This window comes from Pseudomonas sp. GM17 (assembly GCF_000282175.2).
GTDB classification, from domain to species: domain Bacteria; phylum Pseudomonadota; class Gammaproteobacteria; order Pseudomonadales; family Pseudomonadaceae; genus Aquipseudomonas; species Aquipseudomonas chlororaphis.
In genome coordinates, this window is the sequence record NZ_CP124732.1 from 416,823 (window position 1) to 435,819 (window position 18,997).

Below are 18,997 nucleotides of genomic sequence, written 5' to 3' on the forward strand. Positions count from 1 at the left end.
CTTAAGGACGCTGTCGTCTAATTCCTAGAAAGTCTGGAGTCCTTATGTCGTATACCCCTGAGTTGGTTGCCGAACTGGAAATCCTTGCACTCTTCAACCTGGACAGTTCCCAGGAAGGCCTGAAAATCCATCAGACCGCTGCCCCCCAAGCTATCGCCGCCGCACGACGCCTGTTCGAAAAAGAGCTCATTACCCAGCCCGATGGTGGTTACCTGACCAGCCTGGGCCGCGATGCCGCCGAGCATGCCCAAGGCCTGCTGACCATTCTGACGGTCAAAGAAGCCGCCTGAACGCTTTCCCCTACGGCCCTCGGAATCCCCGCCTGTCGGATTCCGCGGGCAAGCTCCAGTTGTCCGCTGGAAATCTGACGTCAAAAATAAAATTCAGCTTAAAGCTCGCCCTCGACTGGCTGTAAACTCCTCCACCTATAAGACCTCCCACGTTCAAGCTTCGCGAGCCTGTTTGAATGACCCGCACCCATGAAATCCGCCCAGATCTGGACGAGGGAATCGATCGCAAGGTTCTCAGCCAGCTGCGTGCGCGCTTTCTGAAGCTCAACGAAGGGCGTCTGGATCGGGCCATGGAGGGGTTATCGCCGCGCCAGCAACTGGTGCTCAACCTGTTGCCGCTGTTCTTTCACGTCAACCACCCGTTATTGCCGGGTTATGTGTCGGGCAGCACACCCGCCGGGCTGTCGAACTACGAACCCGACACCTCAACGCTCAACGAAGCACAGCGCCTGACCCGCTCGTTTTCCTACAAGGTCCGGCCCGGCAATGCACCGCGACCTATCCATGGCCTGTTCCTGATGGGCAGCCTGGGCACCCTGGCCCAGGCTGACCAGAGCGATATGGATGTGTGGGTCTGCCATGCGCCCGCTCTCGGCGAGAACGAACTCGCCGAACTGCGCAAGAAATGCCTGCTACTGGAAACCTGGGCCGCCGGCCAGGGTGCCGAGGCGCACTTCTTCCTGATCGACCCGAGCCGCTTTGTCCGTGGCGATCGCAACACCCAGCTGAGCTCGGACGATTGCGGCACCACTCAGCACTATCTGCTGCTGGACGAGTTCTATCGCACGGCCATCTGGCTGGCCGGGCGTACGCCGCTATGGTGGCTGGTGCCGGTGTACGAAGAAGCCCGCTACCAGCAGTACACCCATACGCTGCTGTCCAAGCGTTTCATCCCTGCCGACGAAAACCTCGACCTTGGCCATCTGGCCCATATTCCGCCGGGCGAATTCATCGGCGCCGGGCTCTGGCAGTTGTTCAAGGGCATCGAGTCGCCGTACAAGTCGGTGCTCAAGCTGCTGCTGACCGAGGTCTACGCCAGCGAACACCCGCGGGTGGAATGCCTGAGCCTGCGCTTCAAGCAGGCGGTGTTCGCCAATCGCCTGGACCTCGACGAGCTGGATCCGTACATCGTGGTCTACCGGCGCATCGAGGAATACCTCAAGGCCCGCGGCGAACCGGAGCGCCTGGAGCTGGTACGGCGCAGCCTGTACCTGAAGGTCAACCGCAAGCTCACCGGCAACAACGGCGCGCGCAACCCAAGCTGGCAGCGCTCGCTGCTCGAACGGCTGGCCCACGAATGGGGCTGGGATCAACGCCAGCTGGCAATGCTCGACAGCCGCAGCCAGTGGAAAGTCCGCCAGGTCAGCGCCGAACGCCGGGCCCTGGTCAATGAGTTGAACTACAGCTACCGCTTCCTGACCCAGTTCGCCCGTACCGAGCAGACCCTCGGCCTGGTCAACAAGCGCGACCTGAATATCCTCGGCCGCCGCCTGTACGCGGCCTTTGAACGCAAGGCCGGCAAGATCGAATTCATCAACCCCGGCATCGCCCCGGACCTGGCCGAAGACACCCTGACCCTGGTGCAGTCGCCCAACAAGAAAGAACCGGGGCAAACCCACTGGGGCCTGTACAACGGCAGCCTGAATGCCCTGGAGTGGGAACACTTCGCGCCGATCAAGCGCAGCCGCGAACTGCTGGAGCTACTGACCTGGTGCCATCGCAACGGCGTGATCGACAGCAGCACGCGCCTGGCGCTGCACCCGGGCAGCAGCGACTTGAGCGAGTTCGAGCTGTTCAATCTGCTGGGCAGCCTGCAACAGACCATCGCCCTGCCCCTGGGCACCGTCAGCGAAGAACGCCTGCTGCACAGCAGCGTGCCCAGCGAAGTGCTAATCCTGGTAAATGTCGGCCGCGACCCGCTCAAACATCACCGCGACCTGAACATCCTGATGACCACCGAGCGCACCGACTCTTTGAGCTACGCCGGGGTGCGGGAGAACCTGGTGCTGACCCTCGATCAGGTGACGCTCAACAGCTGGAACGAGGTATTAGTCGGCCGTTACGACGGCGCCCATGCCCTGCTCGACTGCCTGCGCGACTACCTCAACAACCTGCCGCGCGGCCCTGAGCAACCAAAGCTGCGAGTGCGCTGCTTCTGCCACAACCGCGCGCAGTTCATCGCCCAACGGGTCGAAGAGCTGTTCGACACGGCGCAGAACCTGTTGCTCAGCCAGCTCAACCACCGCTACCTGATCCAGGTCCAGCAGCATTACCACGTGCTGGAGTTAGTGCCGGGCCAGGTCAATCATGTGGCGCTGGCAAGCCTGCCGGCGCTGATCGACTACCTCGGCGAAGAACAGTCGAGCTACAGCCCGCTGCACCTGGACCCGATGGCCCTGGAAGAACACGACCTGGCGCTGATCCTGCCGATGGGCCAGCCCGACAGCATCCAGGTGTTCTACCGTGTCGTCGAGGCTCAGGCCGAGCTGTACGTGCTGGATGAATTCGATGCGCTCTGGCAGCAACGCCTGCCCTACCACGACGAACAGAGTCTGCTGGCCCCCCTGCAACGCTTCCTGCAGTCGATCCTCTACCGGCGCGATGCCCAACTGCCGATGGAAGCCTCCCAGGCTCTGGTGCCGCTGGATATTTTGTATTACCAGATATTGCCCTCAGGCAGCACAAGAGCCCGTCGAATCGAGCCACGCCCGGCACCCCAGACACCAGCGAACAAAGCCTTTTATGACGTGCAGGGCATCATCGGCAAAGCTGCACCGGGGCAGGTGCAGGTCACTCTGTATTGCAATCAACGGGAGTTTTCCGAGCTGGAGCATGGCGACCAGCTGTTCGCCGCGGTCGCCCAGGAGATTGTCGGCCAGCGTCGCGAAACCGAGCGCTATCGCTGCTATATCACCGACCTGGACCTGTCCGGCCTGCTCGGTGACCACCACGGCTCAAGCAATCTCTACCTACGCTACAAAGCCGACCTGGAGCGCGCCTTGAACGACGCGCTCGAGCAGGTCTAGCCGGTCAGCGGTGCCCTTCAGAGGTGAAAGTCGCCAGCCGCTTCGGGTTGGTATTCCACTTCCAGCAGGGTCAGCTTCAGGGTCTTGCCGCCGGGCGCCGGCCAGTCGATGTACTGCCCGACCTGCAAACCGAGCAAGGCGCTGCCCACTGGCGCCAGGATAGAGATCCGGCCCTCGTCGGCGTTGGCGTCCTGCGGATACACCAGGGTCAGGTGATAGTCCTTGCCGCTGCCCTCTTCGCGGCAATGCACACGCGAATTCATGGTCACGACACCAGGCGGGACTTCATCGTGGCCCACCAGGGTTTCGGCGCGATCCAGCTCGGTCTGCAACGCAATGACGCCAGGCAGCGTGTCGTCCAGGCTGTCGATCAGGCGCTCCAGACGCTGCACGTCGAGGCGGGTGAGAATGATGGAAGGTGCGGTGCTCATGATCCAGGCAGACTCCTTTTTTCGGCACAAAAAAGCAAAACCCCGTCCAGATAAGACGGGGTTTTCACTGGCCTCGATGTGGCGAGGCGTAACCGGACACTACCACAGCAGCACAAATAAACAAGCCGCCGGGCTTTTGTGCCCGGGCTAGCCCATACCGGGCGCCGCAGCCCGCTTGCGCTCCAGCGCCTGGCGACAGATGACTCGCCGTCGCTCATCGTCCGCCGAGCGCCATTCGCGAATGTCTTCCACATGCCGGAAACAGCCCTTGCAGACTTTTTCCTCATCCAGCCGGCACAGGCTGATGCAGGGCGAGGCCACGGCCGGGCTGACATTGCTGTACAGCGGCTTGGGCGGGCGCGCCGGGGCGACTGGCGTCACGGTCTCAGAGCCCTTCGAACTCAAGCTTGATATCGGCCTGCTCGAGGACGATGCGCTCGAGCATTTCGCCCAGCTGCTCTTCGCTCTTGTCGCACATCCAGCGCTCGCTTTCTTCGTCGTAGTCGAAGTGGAAACCACCGGAGCGCGCGGCCAGCCACAGCTGACGCAGCGGCTCCTGGCGGCTGAAGATCACCTGGCTGCCGTTTTCGAACTTGACGGTGAGCACACCGGCGGAGCTCTCCAGATCGATATCCAGGTCACTCTCCTCGAAAATGTCCTCCAGCGTCTGCTGGGTGGCATCGACCAGGTCGTGGAAACGGGCTTCAGTCAAACTCATTGCGGGAACCTCGAAAAGTGTCTACTCACGCTCAAGCGCCGCAAGATACGGGCGCATCCGGGCGAATGCAAAGGATACCGATCAAGGGCGCGGGCGGCAGAGAAAATATCCCCGCAACCGCCGCGCCCAGCGCCCGTGCCCGGGGCAAAGGCCCGCCGGACGGGTGTTCCAGCGCATAGGCAAGCCGTCGGGTGGCCGGTATACTCGGGCGCAATTAACGCATTCTCAAGGATTTCGCCATGAAGCGCCTGATCTCTTCCCTTGCTGCGCTCGTCGCGGTTGCCTGCCTTGTCACTGCCTGCGGTCAAAAAGGCCCGCTGTATCTTCCCGATGACAGCAAATCCCCTGAAGACCAAGGTCACTCGCAGTCGCACAAGCACGACACCAACTAAGGGAACCCCATGGACGCTTTTAACTACCGCGACGGGCAGCTGTTCGCGGAAGGTGTAGCGTTGTCCGCCATTGCCGAGCGCTTTGGCACGCCGACCTACGTCTATTCCCGAGCGCATATCGAAGCGCAGTACCGCGCGTACGCCGATGCCCTCGCCGGCATGCCGCACCTGGTCTGCTTCGCGGTAAAGGCCAACTCCAACCTGGGTGTACTGAATGTCCTGGCACGTCTGGGCGCCGGTTTCGACATCGTCTCCCGAGGCGAGCTGGAACGCGTCCTGGCCGCTGGCGGCGCGGCCGACAAGATTGTCTTCTCCGGTGTCGGCAAGACCCGTGACGACATGCGTCGCGCCCTGGAAGTCGGCGTGCACTGCTTCAACGTCGAGTCCAGCGACGAGCTGGAACGCCTGCAACAGGTCGCCGCCGAACTCAAGGTTCGCGCACCGGTTTCGCTGCGGGTCAACCCGGATGTCGATGCTGGCACCCACCCGTACATTTCCACCGGCCTGAAGGAAAACAAGTTCGGTATCGCCATCGCCGATGCCGAAGACGTGTACATCCGCGCGGCACAGCTGCCGAACCTGGAAGTGGTCGGCGTCGATTGCCATATCGGCTCGCAACTGACCACCCTGGCCCCCTTCATCGATGCCCTCGACCGTCTGCTGGACCTGGTCGACCGCCTGGGCGAGTGCGGCATCTACCTGCGCCACATCGACCTCGGTGGCGGCCTGGGCGTGCGTTATCGCGATGAAGAGCCACCGCTGGCCGCCGACTACGTCAAGGCCGTGCGCGAACGCCTCGACGGCCGCGACCTGGAACTGGTCTTCGAACCCGGCCGTTTCATCGTCGCCAACGCCGGGGTACTGCTGACCCGGGTCGAGTACCTCAAGCACACCGAACACAAGGACTTCGCCATCGTCGACGCGGCCATGAACGACCTGATCCGCCCGGCCCTGTACCAGGCCTGGATGGACGTCAGCGCCGTACGCCCGCGCGATGGCCAGGCACGTACCTACGACATCGTCGGCCCGATCTGCGAAACCGGCGACTTCCTGGCCAAGGAACGTCAGCTGGCGCTGGAAGAGGGCGACCTGCTCGCCGTGCATTCGGCCGGTGCCTACGGTTTCGTCATGAGCTCCAACTACAACACCCGCGGTCGCGCTGCTGAAGTGCTGGTCGATGGTGAACAGGCTGTTGAAGTGCGTCGCCGCGAGACGGTAGCCGAGTTGTTTGCTGGCGAAAGCCTGCTGCCGGAGTAAAACCATGCTGCTGCGTTTTACCAAGATGCACGGCCTGGGCAATGACTTCATGGTCCTCGACCTGGTCAGCCAGCACGCGCACATCCTGCCCAAACATGCCAAGCAATGGGGCGATCGCAACACCGGAGTCGGTTTCGACCAGTTGCTGATCGTCGAGGCGCCGAGTAATCCGGATGTGGATTTCCGCTACCGGATCTTCAATTCCGACGGCTCCGAAGTGGAGCAATGCGGCAACGGTGCGCGCTGTTTCGCCCGTTTCGTGCTGGACAAGCGCCTGACCACCAAGCGCCAGATCCGTGTCGAGACCAAAAGCGGCATCATCGAACTGGATGTGCGCAACGACGGTCAGATCAGCGTCGACATGGGCGCGCCGCGCCTGGTGCCCGAGCAGATTCCGTTCGTGGCACCGGCCCAGGCCCTGAGTTACCAGGTCGAAGTCGATGGCCAGACCGTCGAATTGGCCGCGGTGTCCATGGGCAACCCCCATGCGGTGCTGCGGGTCAACGACATCAACAGCGCGCCGGTGCATGAGCTGGGGCCGAAGATCGAACATCACCCGCGCTTCCCGGCCCGGGTCAATGTCGGCTTCATCCAGGTCATCGACCGTCAGCGCGCGCAGCTGCGGGTCTGGGAACGTGGCGCCGGGGAAACCCAGGCCTGCGGTACCGGCGCCTGCGCCGCCGCAGTGGCCGCGATCAGCCAGGGGTGGATGGATTCGCCGCTATTGATCGACCTGCCGGGCGGGCGCCTGTCCATCGAATGGGCAGGCCCTGGCCAACCGGTGAAGATGACCGGCCCGGCAGTGCGCGTATACGAAGGACAGGTGCGTCTTTGAATGAGCGAAAACCATGACTGATCAGCCTCAGGTTCCAGCCGAACAGCCCGACGAATCTCCTGCCGAAAACCTCGAGGCGGCGGCGATCGCCGCGTACCTGGAGGCGCATCCGGACTTCTTCGTCGAGCATGAAGAACTGCTCCCGGCGTTGCGCATTCCCCATCAGCGCGGTGACACCATCTCGCTGGTGGAGCGGCAGATGAAGATCCTGCGCGAGCGCAACATCGAGATGCGCCACCGGCTTTCGCAGTTGATGGACGTGGCCCGGGACAACGACCGGCTCTTCGAGAAGACCCGACGCCTGATTCTCGCGCTGATGGATGCCAACAGCCTGGAAGACGTGGTGATGAGCGTCGAAGACAGCTTGCGCCAGGACTTCCAGGTGCCTTTCGTGGGCTTGATCCTGTTCAGCGACAGTGCCATGCCGGTGGGCCGCTGGGTCACCGCGGCCGAGGCCCAGACCGCCATCGGTGGCTTGCTGACCGAAGGCAAGAGCATCAGCGGCAGCCTGCGCGAGCATGAGCTGGACTTCCTGTTCGGCGAAGAACAGCGCCAGCAGATCGGCTCGAGCGCCGTGGTCGCCATCGCCCATCAGGGCATTCACGGCGTGCTGGCCATCGCCAGCCGCGACCCGCAGCACTACAAAAGCTCGGTGGGGACGCTGTTCCTCAGCTATATCGCCGAAGTCATGGGCCGCGTGCTGCCGCGCTTCACTCACTCGCTACGCTCGGTTCGCTGACCATGGAACGACAACTGGACGCCTACTGCGAGCACCTGCGCAGTGAGCGCCAAGTGTCGCCCCATACGCTGCAAGCCTACCGCCGCGATCTGGAAAAAGTGCTGGCCTTCTGCGCCAAGCAGCAGGTTTGCAGCTGGTCCGACCTGGACATCCAGGGCCTGCGCAGCATGATTGCGCGCCTGCACCAGCAGGGCCAATCCTCTCGCAGCCTGGCGCGCCTGCTCTCCGCCGTACGCGGCCTGTACCACTACCTGAACCGCGAAGGCCTGTGCAATCACGACCCGGCCAACGGCCTGGCGCCACCCAAGGGCGAGCGCCGCCTGCCCAAGACCCTGGACACCGATCGCGCGCTGCAATTGCTCGATGGCGCGGTGGAGGATGATTTCCTCGCGCACCGCGACCAGGCAATTCTCGAGCTGTTCTATTCCTCCGGCCTGCGCCTGTCGGAGCTGACCAGCCTCGACCTCGAACAATTGGACCTGGCCGATGGCCTGGTGCAGGTCCACGGCAAAGGCAGCAAGACCCGGGTCCTGCCGATTGGCAAGAAGGCCCGCGAGGCACTGCAGCTGTGGCTACCGCTGCGGGCGCTGAGCAATCCGCCGGACGACGCGGTGTTCGTCAGCCAGCAGGGCCGGCGCCTGGGCCCCCGGGCGATCCAGCTGCGGGTCAAGGCCGCCGGCGAGCGCGAGCTGGGACAGAACCTGCATCCGCATATGCTGCGACACTCCTTCGCCAGCCACATGCTGGAATCCTCCCAGGACCTGCGCGCGGTACAAGAACTGCTGGGGCACTCGGATATCAAGACCACTCAGATCTATACCCATCTGGACTTCCAGCACCTGGCAGCGGTCTACGACAGCGCCCACCCACGGGCCAAACGCAACAAAGGCGGTGAGTAATGACGATCAAGCTGATCACCTTCGACCTCGACGACACGCTGTGGGATACCGCGCCCGTGATCGTCAGCGCCGAAGCCGTGCTGCGCCAGTGGCTGACCGACCACGCTCCGCAACTGGGCGGCGTACCGGTGGAGCATCTCTGGACCATCCGTGAGCGGGTGCTGAACCACGAGCCCGGGCTCAAGTACCGCATCAGCGCGCTGCGCCGACGGGTGCTGTTTCATGCACTGGAGGAAGCCGGCTACGACCAGGGCCAGGCCAATGCCCTGGCCGACCAGAGTTTTGAAGTGTTCCTGCATGCGCGGCACCAGCTGGATATCTTTCCCGAGGTGCAGCCGACCCTGGAAGCGCTGGCCAACCACTTCGCGCTGGGCGTGGTCACCAATGGCAACGCCGACGTGCGCCGCCTGGGGCTGGCAGATTACTTCAAGTTCGCCCTGTGCGCCGAAGACATCGGCATCGCCAAGCCCGATTCACGGTTGTTTCACGAAGCCCTGCAACGGGGCGAGGCGACACCGGACACCGCCGTGCACATCGGCGACCACCCGGGCGACGACATCGCCGGGGCGCAGCAGGCCGGCTTGCGGGCCATCTGGTTCAACCCGGCCGGCAAGGCCTGGGAGGCGGACCGGTTGCCGGATGCGGAAATCCGCAGCCTGACCGAGCTGCCGAAACTGCTGGCGCGCTGGCACAACGGCGCCTGATCGGACGCTGTCGCAATCACTGCAACACCGCACTCTCGCCAACAAGCGCCCATGAAAAAGCCCGCAGCGACGGCGGGCTTTTTCAGCAAGCAAGTGGCAGGCGCTCAGATAGGCCGGCTACCGTACTTGTTATCAGGCTTCTTGGGCGGATCGGCAACCACATTGGCCTCGACTTCCTGCACTTTACCGCCACGGGCCAGGAACTCCTCCATGGCGCGCGCCAGTGCATCACGCTCTTTGTTCTTGGCTTCGACACTCGGCAGCTCGTCTACCGAGACGGCAGCCTTGGCCTTGCCTTTGGCGGTCGGGGCAGGAACATCACTGCCATCGTCTTCCGCCACATCGTCGGCGGCCGCTTCAAGACCTTCTTCGGTTTCGTCTTCGTCGCCTACTTCGAGGTCGTCGTTTTCCAGATCATCGTCGCTCATGTTCTACCTCATGACTTGCGAAAAGCAGATTAGTTATAGCCCAGCTGAGCCGACTGTCGAAGGCCGCTGGAAAAAAATCAACATCCACTGATAACCAGCGGCTTATGCCTTATCACCGTGCAAGGTGGCAAGGACTTTGCGGGCACCGCCATGATCGCGATGCTCGCCCAGATAAACGCCTTGCCAGCTGCCTAACGCCAAGCGACCCGCCGATACCGGCAAGCTCAATTGACAGCCTAGCAAACTGGCCTTGAAGTGCGCCGGCAGATCATCGGGCCCTTCGTCGTCATGTTCATACCCGGCCATGCCTTGAGGCACCAGGGAGTTGAAGAAACGCTCGAAGTCACGACGAACCGCAGGGTCGGCATTCTCGTTGATGGTCAACGAGGCCGAGGTATGCTGCAGCCACAAATGCAACAGACCGACCCGACATGCCTTCAGTTCAGGCAGGCCGGCGAGCAACTCGTCCGTTACCAGATGAAAGCCCCGGGGCCTTGCCCGCAGGGTAATCAGAGTCTGTTGCCACATACAGTTCTCCGCACATTCGGCGCGCATTCTAGCGCGCTCTGGGAAAAAACAAAGTGCCGAATATTCCTCCAATGCTGTAAGTCATTGACCCGAAAAAAAAGCAGTCATCAAACTGGCTGACAAGCTCTGGAAAAAACCTTTCAGCCATCTCTCAATGACAAAACGCAGACAAAAAAATGCCCGGCAAGCCGGGCATTTTTTCTGGCGGGATTACAGGTTGTAACCGCGCTCGTTGTGTTGCGCCAGGTCGAGGCCGACCGACTCTTCTTCCTCGGTGACACGCAGCCCGATGACCACATCCAGCACCTTGAGGATGATGAAGGTCACGATCGCGGTGTAGATCACCGTGAAGCCCACGCCTTTGCACTGGATCCACACTTGCGCGGCGATGTCGGTCACGGTGCCGAAGCCGCCCAGCGATGGCGCGGCGAACACGCCGGTGAGGATCGCGCCGAGGATACCGCCGATACCGTGCACGCCGAAGGCGTCCAGGGAGTCGTCGTAGCCCAGCTTGCGTTTCAGGGTGGTGGCGCAGAAGAAGCACACCACGCCCGCTGCCAGGCCGATCACCAGGGCGCCCATCGGGCCTACGGTGCCAGCGGCAGGCGTGATCGCCACCAGGCCGGCAACCACACCCGAGGCGATGCCCAGGGCGCTTGGCTTACCGTGGGTCAGCCATTCGGCGAACATCCAGCCCAGCGCCGCAGCGGCGGTGGCAATCTGGGTTACCAGCATCGCCATGCCGGCGGTGCCGTTGGCGGCGGCGGCGGAACCGGCGTTGAAGCCGAACCAGCCGATCCACAGCATGGCCGCGCCCATCAGGGTGTAACCCAGGTTGTGCGGCGCCATCGGGGTGGTCGGGAAGCCTTTACGCTTGCCCAGCACCAGGCAGGCCACCAGGCCGGCGATACCGGCGTTGATATGCACCACGGTGCCGCCGGCGAAGTCCAGCACGCCCCAGTCCCACATCAGGCCGCCGTTGCCGGACCAGACCATGTGTGCGATCGGCGCGTAGACCAGGGTGAACCAGATGGCCATGAAGATCAGCATGGCGGAGAACTTCATCCGCTCGGCGAAAGCACCGACGATCAGCGCCGGGGTGATGATGGCGAAGGTCATCTGGAAGGTGATGAACACCGCCTCGGGGAACAGCGCCGCCGGGCCGGTCAGGCTCGCCGGGGTGACGCCGGCCAGGAAGGCCTTGCCCAGGCCGCCGACGAAGGAGTTGAAGTTGACGACGCCCTGCTCCATGCCGGTGGTGTCGAACGCAATGCTGTAGCCATAAATGACCCACAGGATGCTGATCAGACCGGTAATGGCGAAGCACTGCATCATCACGGAAAGAATGTTTTTCGAACGCACCATGCCGCCGTAGAACAGCGCCAGGCCGGGAATGGTCATGAACAGCACCAGGGCCGTCGAGGTCAGCATCCAGGCGGTGTCGCCGGAGTTGAGGACTGGGGCTGCCACTTCGTCCGCCGCCATGGCCAGGCCAGGCATTACGAGGGACAACAGGGCTCCTAGCCCTGCGATTTTACGCAGAGTCATATTGTTTTCTCCTGGGGCGTTGGGTTTGGGGCGGCTTAGATGGCGTCGGTATCGGTTTCGCCGGTACGGATGCGAATAGCCTGTTCCAGATTGACCACGAAGATCTTGCCGTCACCGATCTTGCCGGTGTTGGCGGCCTTGGTTATCGCCTCGATGACCCGATCAAGATCCTTGTCATCGATGGCGACGTCGATCTTCACCTTGGGCAGGAAGTCGACTACGTACTCCGCGCCGCGATACAGCTCGGTGTGCCCCTTCTGCCGGCCGAAGCCTTTGACCTCAGTAACGGTAATGCCCTGCACGCCGATCTCGGACAGCGACTCGCGCACGTCGTCCAACTTGAACGGCTTGATGATGGCAGTGACTAGCTTCATGAAACTTTCTCCCGAATTGGTGGACTTGCCCCAGGAAAACAAACCCGACTCAAGTCTAAGCGCAGTGCCTGGCTTTGTAACGCATCGTCGGCCTTCCTCGACCAGACCGACGCCAGCTAACCGCTCCTGACGAAACACTTCCCCGCTCCGCCTGCCGCACTGCATTCGTCACAGCGACTGCATCAGTGCATGGGTCATCGGGGACTAAGCAGAAACCTTGCCATCTCGCGAAAACCCACTGATTTCAGTCCCTTGGCCGCCACGACAGAAACCACTTCGCCATCATCGCCACGGATACGCACAACAACAGTGCGCCACTGCCCGGCGCGATGCGCGAAAAGCGTGCATCCCCGCCTGCCGATTGACTATAGACAGTGCGTGATACACTGCCCGCCATTGTTTTCAGGACACTTCCCATGCTCGCGCCCAAAGACCTCCTCGATGCCCTGAGCGGCCATGCCGCCCGCCTGTTCAGCGGCGATACCCCACTGCCCCGCGCCGAAATCGAAAGCCAGTTCAAGGCCCTGCTGCAAAGCGGCTTCAGCAAACTGGACCTGGTCAGCCGGGAAGAATTCGACAGCCAGATGGTCGTCCTGGCCCGCACCCGGGCCCGCCTGGAAAGCCTGGAGGCGAAGGTCGCCGAGCTGGAAGCCAAGCTCAACCCGAGCGAGCAATAACCACCTCGACCGCGCCCCTGCGCATAGGCTCGACCATGCAGTGCCTGCCGCCGGTCGAGCCGGACCCCGCCAGCAAAGATTTTCCGCCCTGCCCGTTCATTTCCCGCCTGCTTCGCCGATAACATGTCCAGCGTTTGCGATCCTGGCCACCCTCGGGGCGAGCCATGCCCCACGACACCGCCAAGCAACGCCAACGCTTGCCTCGACTTATTTTTGTTGTGCACCAGGTAGCCCTATGACCGCGCCAAAACCCTTCAGCCGCTTGGCCTTCTTCGTTCATACCGCCGAGATGCTCAATCACTATCAGGCGGTCTGGAGCCTGTTGGGGGCCGATGCTTTCGATGTGGTCCTGCACGGCACCCATGAAGAGCGCGCGCAAAGCCGCGAACTGATTGGCGGCCTGGGCTACAGCTGTCACGGCAGCCTGGATGTGATCAAAGCCAATCACCGCTATGACGTGGTGGTCTCCAACCACAGCATGTACGACCACGGCTCGCAGCCGATGATCAAGGCGCTGGGCCATCGGCAGGTGCGCTTCATGTACGCCCTGGGCAAGTACAAACACAACTTCTCCAGCTGGAACCGGCATTACGACCTGATCCTGTGCTTCGGCCCCTGGCAGGCCGAGCGCCTGCGCGAATGCTGCGACGCCGTGACCTTCCAGATGGGCTACCCGCGCTACGACGCCTACTTCCGCGAAACCTCGCTGCAAGGCCAGCATCCGGCGGACCTGGGCCTGGACCCAACGAAAAAGACCGTGCTGTGGCTGCCGACCTGGATGGAGCTGTCGTCGATCAGCCGCTTCGCCGACGCCATGGCCGGGTTGTGCGATCGCTACAACGTCATCGTGAAGACCCACCCGCTGTCGGTCGAGGCCGATCCCGAAGCGCTGAAACTGCTCGAGCAATACCCGTTCACCGCGGTGATTACCCGCGTCTACGACAACCTCAGCCTGTTCCGTTGCGCCGACTATGTGGTTTCGGACTACGGCGGAACCGCGTTCGGCGCCCTGTACCTGGATAAGAACCTGCTGCTGTTGAACGTCCCGGACGCCGAGCAGGACGCACTGACCGGCGAGGAATCGCCCGATGTGCTGCTGCGCAACGACATCGTCAACCTCGACCCCGAGGCGCGCTGGCAACTGCCCGACCTGCTGGGGGACGAGAACCTCTGGCAACGGCAGGCAGCGGTCCGTCAGCGCCTGCGTCGCCATTACTTCGCCCCCAGCTATGGTTTCTCGGCGGAGCTGGCGGTACTGGCGCTGCGCAACATCGAAAACATACTCAAGCAGGGGTGAAAGCATGGTGATCTGGCTGGTCGGCATGTCGGGCGCGGGCAAAACCACGATTGGCCGGGCCCTGTATGCCAGCCTGAAAGCGCAACGGCCACAGACCGTGTTCGTCGACGGCGACGAGATTCGCGCGCTGTTCCGCCATGACCAGCGGGCAGACGCCTATAGCATCGCCGGACGCCGGGTCAACGCCGAGCGGATCCAGGCCCTGTGCAGCTGGCTCGATAGCCAGGGCATCGATGTGGTCTGCTGCATCCTGTCGATGTTCCAGGACATCAGCGACGACAACCGCCAGCGTTTCTCCAGCTACCGTGAAGTGTTCGTCGATGTGCCGCTGAGCACCCTGATCAGCCGTGACAACAAGGGGCTTTACCAGTCCGCCCTGAGGGGCGAACAGAGCAACGTGGTGGGCGTGGATATCGAGTATCCGCCACCGCAACGCCCGGACCTGGTGCTGCATAACCGTCACGAGCCCGACGACATCCCGGGCTATGTGGAACGCATTCGCCAGCTTTGTGGGTATCCACCATCATGCTGAACTACGCCTACAGCGACGGGGACCTGCTGGAAACCCCGCAGACCTACCGCTACAGCAGCTTCCAGGGTGAAGCCTTCGTCGACGCCTGGCGCACCTCGCGCCTGAGCGCATGCGCCCACCTGCCGGCACCGGCGTTGCCTGCGCTGCATCCGCAAGGCCTGGCGCACGCCGGGGACAGCACGGCGCTGCTGAGCCACCTGTGCCTGGAAATGCGCGCGGGCGCTGGCGTCTCCGGCCCGCTGGCGAGCTACTGGCTGCCGCGCCTGTTGAAGAAATTCGAAGTGAGCAAACGCCTGTATGCCGGCTATGAAGCCGTGGCTCCGCACCGTCCGCTGCTCCATGGCAGCTATGGGTCCACACAGCCTTACCTGTTGCTGGCCGAGTGCATGCTGCACGGCTGGCAGGCGAGCGGCGCGGCCTACTACCTCAGCGGCCTGCTCAAGCTGACGGATACCCTGGTGTCGCAGCAGGGCCGCCTCGCCCCGGACCAGGGCGCCTACCTGGCCTGGCTGCTGACCCAGGAACAACAGCTGCTGGCCACAGTCGCCCGGGAGGCCGGCCTATGAGTCGCGCCCGCCTGCTGATCCTCTGCGCCCGCACCGCGCGCTCGGTCGCCTACTTGCAAGGCTTGGCGGCGGCCGGGATCGAACCTGAAGCGGTAATTGTCTACGGCCAGGGCGGCGGCCCGTTGCAAACCACCCGCGAGTTACAGGTGCAGTCACTGGCGGGGCTGTTCTGCCCGGACCTGAGCCAGGACCTCGACACCTGCCTGGCGGCCCTGAACTGGCCCCACGAGGTGTCCCCGGCCCAGGCTCTCGACGATCCGCAACTGCTCACGCTCATCACCCGCCAGGCGCCGGACCTGGTCGTCTACTCCGGCTACGGCGGGCAACTGGTGCCGGCGGCCCTGCTGAGTCGCTACCCGGTGCTGCATATCCACTCCGGCTGGCTGCCGGACTATCGCGGCAGTACCACCCTGTACTACCAGATCATCGAGCAGCGTGAATGCGCCGCCAGCGCCCTGCTGCTCGACGAGCAGATCGACACCGGCCCGGTGCTGGCGCGCAAGGCCTATCCCCTACCCCCGCCAGGCATGGATGTCGACTACCTGTATGACAATGCGATCCGCGCCGACCTGCTGGTGGAAGTCCTCGGCCACTGGCGACGCGAAGGCGAGCGAGCCCTGCGGCCCCTGCCGGCCGAAGCCGAAAAGCCGCCTTACTTCATCATTCACCCGTTGCTCAAACACCTGGCCCTGCTGGCGGCGGACAAACACGAGGACGCGCCATGAACCGGGCCGCCGAAAACGTCGTTCGTTTCGGGACCAAGTCCGAAACCCTGGAGCGCCTGCAGCCGCGGGTCACCCGCTCGCGGATCCTACCGCTGTATTTCTTCACCGCGCGGCAGTGGCTTGATGCCCCCGCGGACGTGCTGCTGAACATCGCCAGGATGGAGCATGGCGGTTGCGTGATCGTGCGCAGCAGCGCGCAGAACGAAGACAGCGTCAACAGCTCGATGGCCGGCCTGTTCACCAGTTGCCTGAACGTCAGCGCCACGGATCCACGGGCCCTAAACGCGGCCATCGAACAGGTGATCGCGTCCTTTGCCGAACACCGTTGCGAGGACAACCAGATCCTGATCCAGCCGATGCTGACCTCGATCCAGATGAGCGGCGTGGTGATGACCCACGACCTGGAGCATGGCGCCCCTTATTACGTGGTGAACTACGACGACGAGAGCGGCCTGACCGATACCATCACCGGCGGCCAGGGTATCCAGAAAACCGTGCTGGTCTACCGCGACACCGAGAGCGCCCAGCTGCGCTCCCCACGCCTGCAGGCGGTGATCGATGCCTGCCGGGAGCTGGAAACGCTCTGCGGTAACGTGCCGCTGGACATCGAGTTCGCCGTCGACCGCCACCAGCAGGTGTATGTGTTGCAGGTGCGGCGCATCACCCTGTGTAACACTTGGCACCCGGTCACTGAGCGACGGGTGGCGCGCCAGCTGGAGCACATCCAGCGCTTCCTGGGCAAACGCCTGGCGCCCCAGGCCGGTCTGTATGGCGACAGCACCCTGCTGGGGGTGATGCCCGACTGGAACCCCGCGGAAATCATCGGCACCACCCCGCGCCCGCTGGCGGCCTCACTGTATCGGCGCCTGGTGACGGATTCGACCTGGCGCGAAGCCCGCGCCCTGATGGGTTACCACCACCCGCGACACCAGGCCCTGATGGTGATGCTCGGCCATCACCCGTATATCGAGGTGCGCTGCAGCTTCAACTCATTCCTGCCGGCGGGCCTGGAACCGGGGTTGTGCACTCGCCTGGTCAACGCCTGGCTGCAGCGCCTGCAGTCCCACCCGCAATGGCACGACAAGGTCGAGTTCGAAGTCGTCCAGACTTGCCTGGACTTCACCTTCGACGCCGACTTCGCCGAGCGTTATGGCGACAGCCTCAGCGCCGTCGAACAACGGGCCTATCGCACGGCCCTCGACCAACTGACGCTGCGGGCACTGAGCGGTGAGGGAGCCGGCGCGCTGCCGCCCTTGCTCGATCGGGTACGCGCCCACGAGCGCCAGCAGCAAAGCCGGCGCCTCGACGTCCTGCCGGCCGACCTCGACAGCATCCACCGCCTGCTGCTGGACTGTCGCGAGCAAGGCACGCTGCCGTTCGCCATGCTCGCCCGGCATGCGTTCATCGCCGAGGCCCTGCTGCGTTCGGCCTGCCGCCGGGGCGCCCTGAGCAACGAGCGCCTGCTGGCCTGGAAGCAGTCGATCCACACCGTCACCACCGAATTGACGCGCGAATACGCCCAGGTCTGCGCCGACGCCCGTACCCTGCCGGCGTTCGTCGCCAAGTTCGGCCATCTGCGCCCCGGCACCTACGACATCACCTCACTGCGCTACGACGAGCGCCACGACCTGTTCGCTGCCGCGACCGTCGAACTGGGTCACGGCGAGAGCCCGCAGACGGCATTCCAGCTGCAACCCGAAGAACGCCAGGCCCTGCAACGGCTGATCGACGAGCAGGGCTGGCCGCTGTCGACCGAACACCTGCTGGACTACGCCAGCCAGGCCATCCAGGCCCGGGAATACGCCAAGCTGGTGTTCACCCGGGACCTGTCCGATGCCCTGCAATTGCTGGTGAGCTGGGGCGCCGACGTCGGCCTGGCTAGGGAAGACCTGTCCTTTCTCGATATCCACCCGCTGCTCGACAGTCTCACTGCGCCACTGATGGACGACACCGACCGGGTCCTGCTGGAGTCGGCCAGCCAGGCGCGGCGCAGCTATGAACAGGGCATCTCGCTGAAGCTCGGGCACCTGATCAGCGCGGTCGACGATGTGTTCGTCGCGCCGCTGCATCGCAGCCTGCCCAACTTCATCACCCGGCAGAACGTCGAAGCCATCGGCATGGAACTGCGCCAGGACACCCCGGCCTCGGCGCCGCTCAAGGGCAAGATCGTCTGCATCGAAAATGCCGACCCCGGCTACGACTGGGTCTTCACCCGTGGTATCGCCGGGCTGGTCACCCAGTACGGCGGGGCCAACTCGCACATGGCCATCCGCTGCGCCGAGTTCGGTATTCCGGCGGCCATCGGCTGCGGCGAACAGCTGTTCAAGCGGATCCTGCGCAGCCCGCGCATCGCCCTCAATTGTCGCGACAAGACCCTGAACCCGGTGCAGCCATGAAACGTCTCGGCATCACCCTGAGAACCTGCAACCCGCAGGCCTACCACGAACCGCGCGATGGCCTGGCCAGGGACTGGTACCGCTTTTTCGCCGAGCTCGGCTGCGGCCACCAATGGCTGCTGCTGCCCAACCTGGGCGAAGACACCGTGGCCTATGCCCGGGCCCAGGGCGTGCAAGGCGTGATCTTCAGCGGCGGCGACGATCTCGGCAGCGACCCGTTGCGCGATCAGAGCGAACAGGCGCTGCTGGCCCACTGCGTGGCCGAGCGACTGCCGGTGCTGGGGGTCTGCCGCGGGTTGCAACTGATCCACAGCTTTTTCGGCGGCCGGCTGGCCGATGCCGATCACGACGTGCACGTCGCGCAACGCCACCTCATCAACGTGCTGGCCGCCGCCGAGCTGCCCTGGCTACAGGGCCAGGCCGCTTCGCGCTCGGTCAATTCCTTCCACGGCAAACAGTTGCTCGACCCATTGCCCGCCGCCCTGCGCCCCTGGGCCGTGGACGCTGCCGGGACTTGCGAGGCCCTGGTGCATACCCACCTCAAGGTGGCCGGCATCATGTGGCATCCCGAGCGCGAAGCAGCGCTGGACGACGCTGATCGACAACTGTGCCAATGGCTCTTTGAGTGACCTGAC

General features: G+C 63.6%; 22 protein-coding genes. 15 read left to right on the forward strand and 7 right to left on the reverse strand.

Features of this window, described 5'->3' with window-relative positions; all coding sequences use genetic code 11:
- Positions 1–44 precede the first annotated feature (44 nt).
- Both PMI20_RS01905 and PMI20_RS01910 read left to right on the forward strand, forming a co-directional pair.
- Complete coding sequence (locus tag PMI20_RS01905; RefSeq protein WP_007926676.1) at positions 45–290, forward strand: TIGR02647 family protein; 246 nt, start codon at positions 45–47, stop codon at positions 288–290.
- Between the two features lie 176 nt (positions 291–466).
- Positions 467–3,316: a class I adenylate cyclase gene (locus PMI20_RS01910; RefSeq protein WP_007926674.1), complete on the forward strand. Its 2,850-nt coding sequence runs from the start codon at positions 467–469 to the stop codon at positions 3,314–3,316.
- 17 nt (positions 3,317–3,333) lie between these two features.
- Here the strand turns inward: PMI20_RS01910 and rnk are convergent, their stop codons facing one another.
- From rnk to cyaY, 3 genes are all read right to left on the reverse strand, one after another.
- Entirely contained in the window at positions 3,334–3,747 is a 414-nt protein-coding gene (gene rnk, locus PMI20_RS01915; protein ID WP_007926672.1) for a nucleoside diphosphate kinase regulator, read from the reverse strand.
- Positions 3,748–3,894: 147 nt separating this feature from the next.
- Positions 3,895–4,128 (reverse strand): DUF1289 domain-containing protein, encoded by a 234-nt coding sequence (locus PMI20_RS01920; protein WP_037034857.1) that lies wholly within the window; start codon positions 4,126–4,128, stop codon positions 3,895–3,897.
- A gap of 4 nt (positions 4,129–4,132) precedes the next feature.
- Complete coding sequence (gene cyaY / locus PMI20_RS01925; protein ID WP_007926670.1) at positions 4,133–4,465, reverse strand: iron donor protein CyaY; 333 nt, start codon at positions 4,463–4,465, stop codon at positions 4,133–4,135.
- A gap of 239 nt (positions 4,466–4,704) precedes the next feature.
- Here cyaY and lptM point away from each other — a divergent pair, with 239 nt between their 5' ends.
- Genes lptM through PMI20_RS01955 form a run of 6 tightly spaced genes read left to right on the forward strand, consistent with a single transcriptional unit; the run spans position 4,705 to position 9,291 of the window.
- Entirely contained in the window at positions 4,705–4,857 is a 153-nt protein-coding gene (gene lptM, locus PMI20_RS01930; protein WP_007926668.1) for an LPS translocon maturation chaperone LptM, read from the forward strand.
- A gap of 9 nt (positions 4,858–4,866) precedes the next feature.
- Positions 4,867–6,114 (forward strand): diaminopimelate decarboxylase, encoded by a 1,248-nt coding sequence (gene lysA / locus PMI20_RS01935; RefSeq protein ID WP_007926666.1) that lies wholly within the window; start codon positions 4,867–4,869, stop codon positions 6,112–6,114.
- Positions 6,115–6,118: 4 nt separating this feature from the next.
- On the forward strand, positions 6,119–6,949 hold the full coding sequence (dapF, locus tag PMI20_RS01940; protein ID WP_007926659.1) for a diaminopimelate epimerase: 831 nt from the start codon (positions 6,119–6,121) through the stop codon (positions 6,947–6,949).
- Positions 6,950–6,962: 13 nt separating this feature from the next.
- Positions 6,963–7,688: a DUF484 family protein gene (locus tag PMI20_RS01945; RefSeq protein ID WP_007926658.1), complete on the forward strand. Its 726-nt coding sequence runs from the start codon at positions 6,963–6,965 to the stop codon at positions 7,686–7,688.
- 2 nt (positions 7,689–7,690) lie between these two features.
- Positions 7,691–8,587: a tyrosine recombinase XerC gene (xerC, locus tag PMI20_RS01950; RefSeq protein WP_007926657.1), complete on the forward strand. Its 897-nt coding sequence runs from the start codon at positions 7,691–7,693 to the stop codon at positions 8,585–8,587.
- Positions 8,587–9,291: an HAD family hydrolase gene (locus tag PMI20_RS01955; protein ID WP_007926656.1), complete on the forward strand. Its 705-nt coding sequence runs from the start codon at positions 8,587–8,589 to the stop codon at positions 9,289–9,291. Before xerC ends, PMI20_RS01955 begins: the two co-directional genes overlap by 1 nt.
- A gap of 104 nt (positions 9,292–9,395) precedes the next feature.
- Here the strand turns inward: PMI20_RS01955 and sutA are convergent, their stop codons facing one another.
- The 4 genes from sutA to glnK all read right to left on the reverse strand — a co-directional run bounded on the left by sutA (position 9,396) and on the right by glnK (position 12,169).
- A complete protein-coding gene (gene sutA, locus PMI20_RS01960) occupies positions 9,396–9,719 on the reverse strand; it encodes a dormancy-specific transcriptional regulator SutA (RefSeq protein WP_007926654.1) in 324 nt (107 codons plus the stop codon).
- A gap of 102 nt (positions 9,720–9,821) precedes the next feature.
- Positions 9,822–10,247: a secondary thiamine-phosphate synthase enzyme YjbQ gene (locus PMI20_RS01965; protein WP_007926650.1), complete on the reverse strand. Its 426-nt coding sequence runs from the start codon at positions 10,245–10,247 to the stop codon at positions 9,822–9,824.
- Positions 10,248–10,457: 210 nt separating this feature from the next.
- Complete coding sequence (locus PMI20_RS01970; RefSeq protein WP_007926649.1) at positions 10,458–11,795, reverse strand: ammonium transporter; 1,338 nt, start codon at positions 11,793–11,795, stop codon at positions 10,458–10,460.
- Positions 11,796–11,830: 35 nt separating this feature from the next.
- Positions 11,831–12,169: a P-II family nitrogen regulator gene (gene glnK / locus PMI20_RS01975; RefSeq protein ID WP_002555808.1), complete on the reverse strand. Its 339-nt coding sequence runs from the start codon at positions 12,167–12,169 to the stop codon at positions 11,831–11,833.
- Between the two features lie 416 nt (positions 12,170–12,585).
- On the opposite strand from glnK, the gene PMI20_RS01980 reads away from it, so the two are divergent.
- From PMI20_RS01980 to PMI20_RS02010, 7 genes are all read left to right on the forward strand, one after another.
- Positions 12,586–12,846, forward strand: a complete 261-nt coding sequence (locus PMI20_RS01980; RefSeq protein ID WP_007926648.1) for an accessory factor UbiK family protein — start codon at positions 12,586–12,588, stop codon at positions 12,844–12,846.
- A gap of 235 nt (positions 12,847–13,081) precedes the next feature.
- Positions 13,082–14,143, forward strand: coding sequence for a CDP-glycerol glycerophosphotransferase family protein (locus PMI20_RS01985; RefSeq protein WP_007926647.1), 1,062 nt, complete (start codon positions 13,082–13,084; stop codon positions 14,141–14,143).
- A gap of 4 nt (positions 14,144–14,147) precedes the next feature.
- Positions 14,148–14,675, forward strand: coding sequence for an adenylyl-sulfate kinase (locus tag PMI20_RS01990; protein WP_007926646.1), 528 nt, complete (start codon positions 14,148–14,150; stop codon positions 14,673–14,675).
- Positions 14,669–15,241: a hypothetical protein gene (locus tag PMI20_RS01995; RefSeq protein ID WP_007926645.1), complete on the forward strand. Its 573-nt coding sequence runs from the start codon at positions 14,669–14,671 to the stop codon at positions 15,239–15,241. The genes PMI20_RS01990 and PMI20_RS01995 overlap by 7 nt, the downstream gene beginning before the upstream one ends.
- Positions 15,238–15,966, forward strand: coding sequence for a formyltransferase family protein (locus PMI20_RS02000; protein ID WP_007926644.1), 729 nt, complete (start codon positions 15,238–15,240; stop codon positions 15,964–15,966). The genes PMI20_RS01995 and PMI20_RS02000 overlap by 4 nt, the downstream gene beginning before the upstream one ends.
- Positions 15,963–18,362, forward strand: a complete 2,400-nt coding sequence (locus PMI20_RS02005) for a PEP/pyruvate-binding domain-containing protein (protein ID WP_007926643.1) — start codon at positions 15,963–15,965, stop codon at positions 18,360–18,362. The genes PMI20_RS02000 and PMI20_RS02005 overlap by 4 nt, the downstream gene beginning before the upstream one ends.
- Positions 18,359–18,991: a gamma-glutamyl-gamma-aminobutyrate hydrolase family protein gene (locus PMI20_RS02010; RefSeq protein WP_007926642.1), complete on the forward strand. Its 633-nt coding sequence runs from the start codon at positions 18,359–18,361 to the stop codon at positions 18,989–18,991. The genes PMI20_RS02005 and PMI20_RS02010 overlap by 4 nt, the downstream gene beginning before the upstream one ends.
- Positions 18,992–18,997 lie beyond the last annotated feature (6 nt).

Bases quoted from the DNA above. Each gene is read 5' to 3' on its own strand.
- PMI20_RS02010 (WP_007926642.1), top strand. From the start codon at position 18,359: ATGAAACGTCTCGGCATCACCCTGAGAACCTGCAACCCGCAGGCCTAC.
- PMI20_RS01990 (WP_007926646.1), top strand. From the start codon at position 14,148: ATGGTGATCTGGCTGGTCGGCATGTCGGGCGCGGGCAAAACCACGATT.
- PMI20_RS01910 (WP_007926674.1), top strand. From the start codon at position 467: ATGACCCGCACCCATGAAATCCGCCCAGATCTGGACGAGGGAATCGAT.
- PMI20_RS01970 (WP_007926649.1), bottom strand. From the start codon at position 11,795: ATGACTCTGCGTAAAATCGCAGGGCTAGGAGCCCTGTTGTCCCTCGTA.
- sutA (WP_007926654.1), bottom strand. From the start codon at position 9,719: ATGAGCGACGATGATCTGGAAAACGACGACCTCGAAGTAGGCGACGAA.
- cyaY (WP_007926670.1), bottom strand. From the start codon at position 4,465: ATGAGTTTGACTGAAGCCCGTTTCCACGACCTGGTCGATGCCACCCAG.
- xerC (WP_007926657.1), top strand. From the start codon at position 7,691: ATGGAACGACAACTGGACGCCTACTGCGAGCACCTGCGCAGTGAGCGC.
- PMI20_RS01985 (WP_007926647.1), top strand. From the start codon at position 13,082: ATGACCGCGCCAAAACCCTTCAGCCGCTTGGCCTTCTTCGTTCATACC.
- glnK (WP_002555808.1), bottom strand. From the start codon at position 12,169: ATGAAGCTAGTCACTGCCATCATCAAGCCGTTCAAGTTGGACGACGTG.
- PMI20_RS02005 (WP_007926643.1), top strand. From the start codon at position 15,963: ATGAACCGGGCCGCCGAAAACGTCGTTCGTTTCGGGACCAAGTCCGAA.
- PMI20_RS02000 (WP_007926644.1), top strand. From the start codon at position 15,238: ATGAGTCGCGCCCGCCTGCTGATCCTCTGCGCCCGCACCGCGCGCTCG.
- PMI20_RS01965 (WP_007926650.1), bottom strand. From the start codon at position 10,247: ATGTGGCAACAGACTCTGATTACCCTGCGGGCAAGGCCCCGGGGCTTT.
- PMI20_RS01995 (WP_007926645.1), top strand. From the start codon at position 14,669: ATGCTGAACTACGCCTACAGCGACGGGGACCTGCTGGAAACCCCGCAG.
- PMI20_RS01980 (WP_007926648.1), top strand. From the start codon at position 12,586: ATGCTCGCGCCCAAAGACCTCCTCGATGCCCTGAGCGGCCATGCCGCC.
- PMI20_RS01955 (WP_007926656.1), top strand. From the start codon at position 8,587: ATGACGATCAAGCTGATCACCTTCGACCTCGACGACACGCTGTGGGAT.
- lptM (WP_007926668.1), top strand. From the start codon at position 4,705: ATGAAGCGCCTGATCTCTTCCCTTGCTGCGCTCGTCGCGGTTGCCTGC.
- lysA (WP_007926666.1), top strand. From the start codon at position 4,867: ATGGACGCTTTTAACTACCGCGACGGGCAGCTGTTCGCGGAAGGTGTA.
- PMI20_RS01945 (WP_007926658.1), top strand. From the start codon at position 6,963: ATGACTGATCAGCCTCAGGTTCCAGCCGAACAGCCCGACGAATCTCCT.
- dapF (WP_007926659.1), top strand. From the start codon at position 6,119: ATGCTGCTGCGTTTTACCAAGATGCACGGCCTGGGCAATGACTTCATG.
- rnk (WP_007926672.1), bottom strand. From the start codon at position 3,747: ATGAGCACCGCACCTTCCATCATTCTCACCCGCCTCGACGTGCAGCGT.
- PMI20_RS01905 (WP_007926676.1), top strand. From the start codon at position 45: ATGTCGTATACCCCTGAGTTGGTTGCCGAACTGGAAATCCTTGCACTC.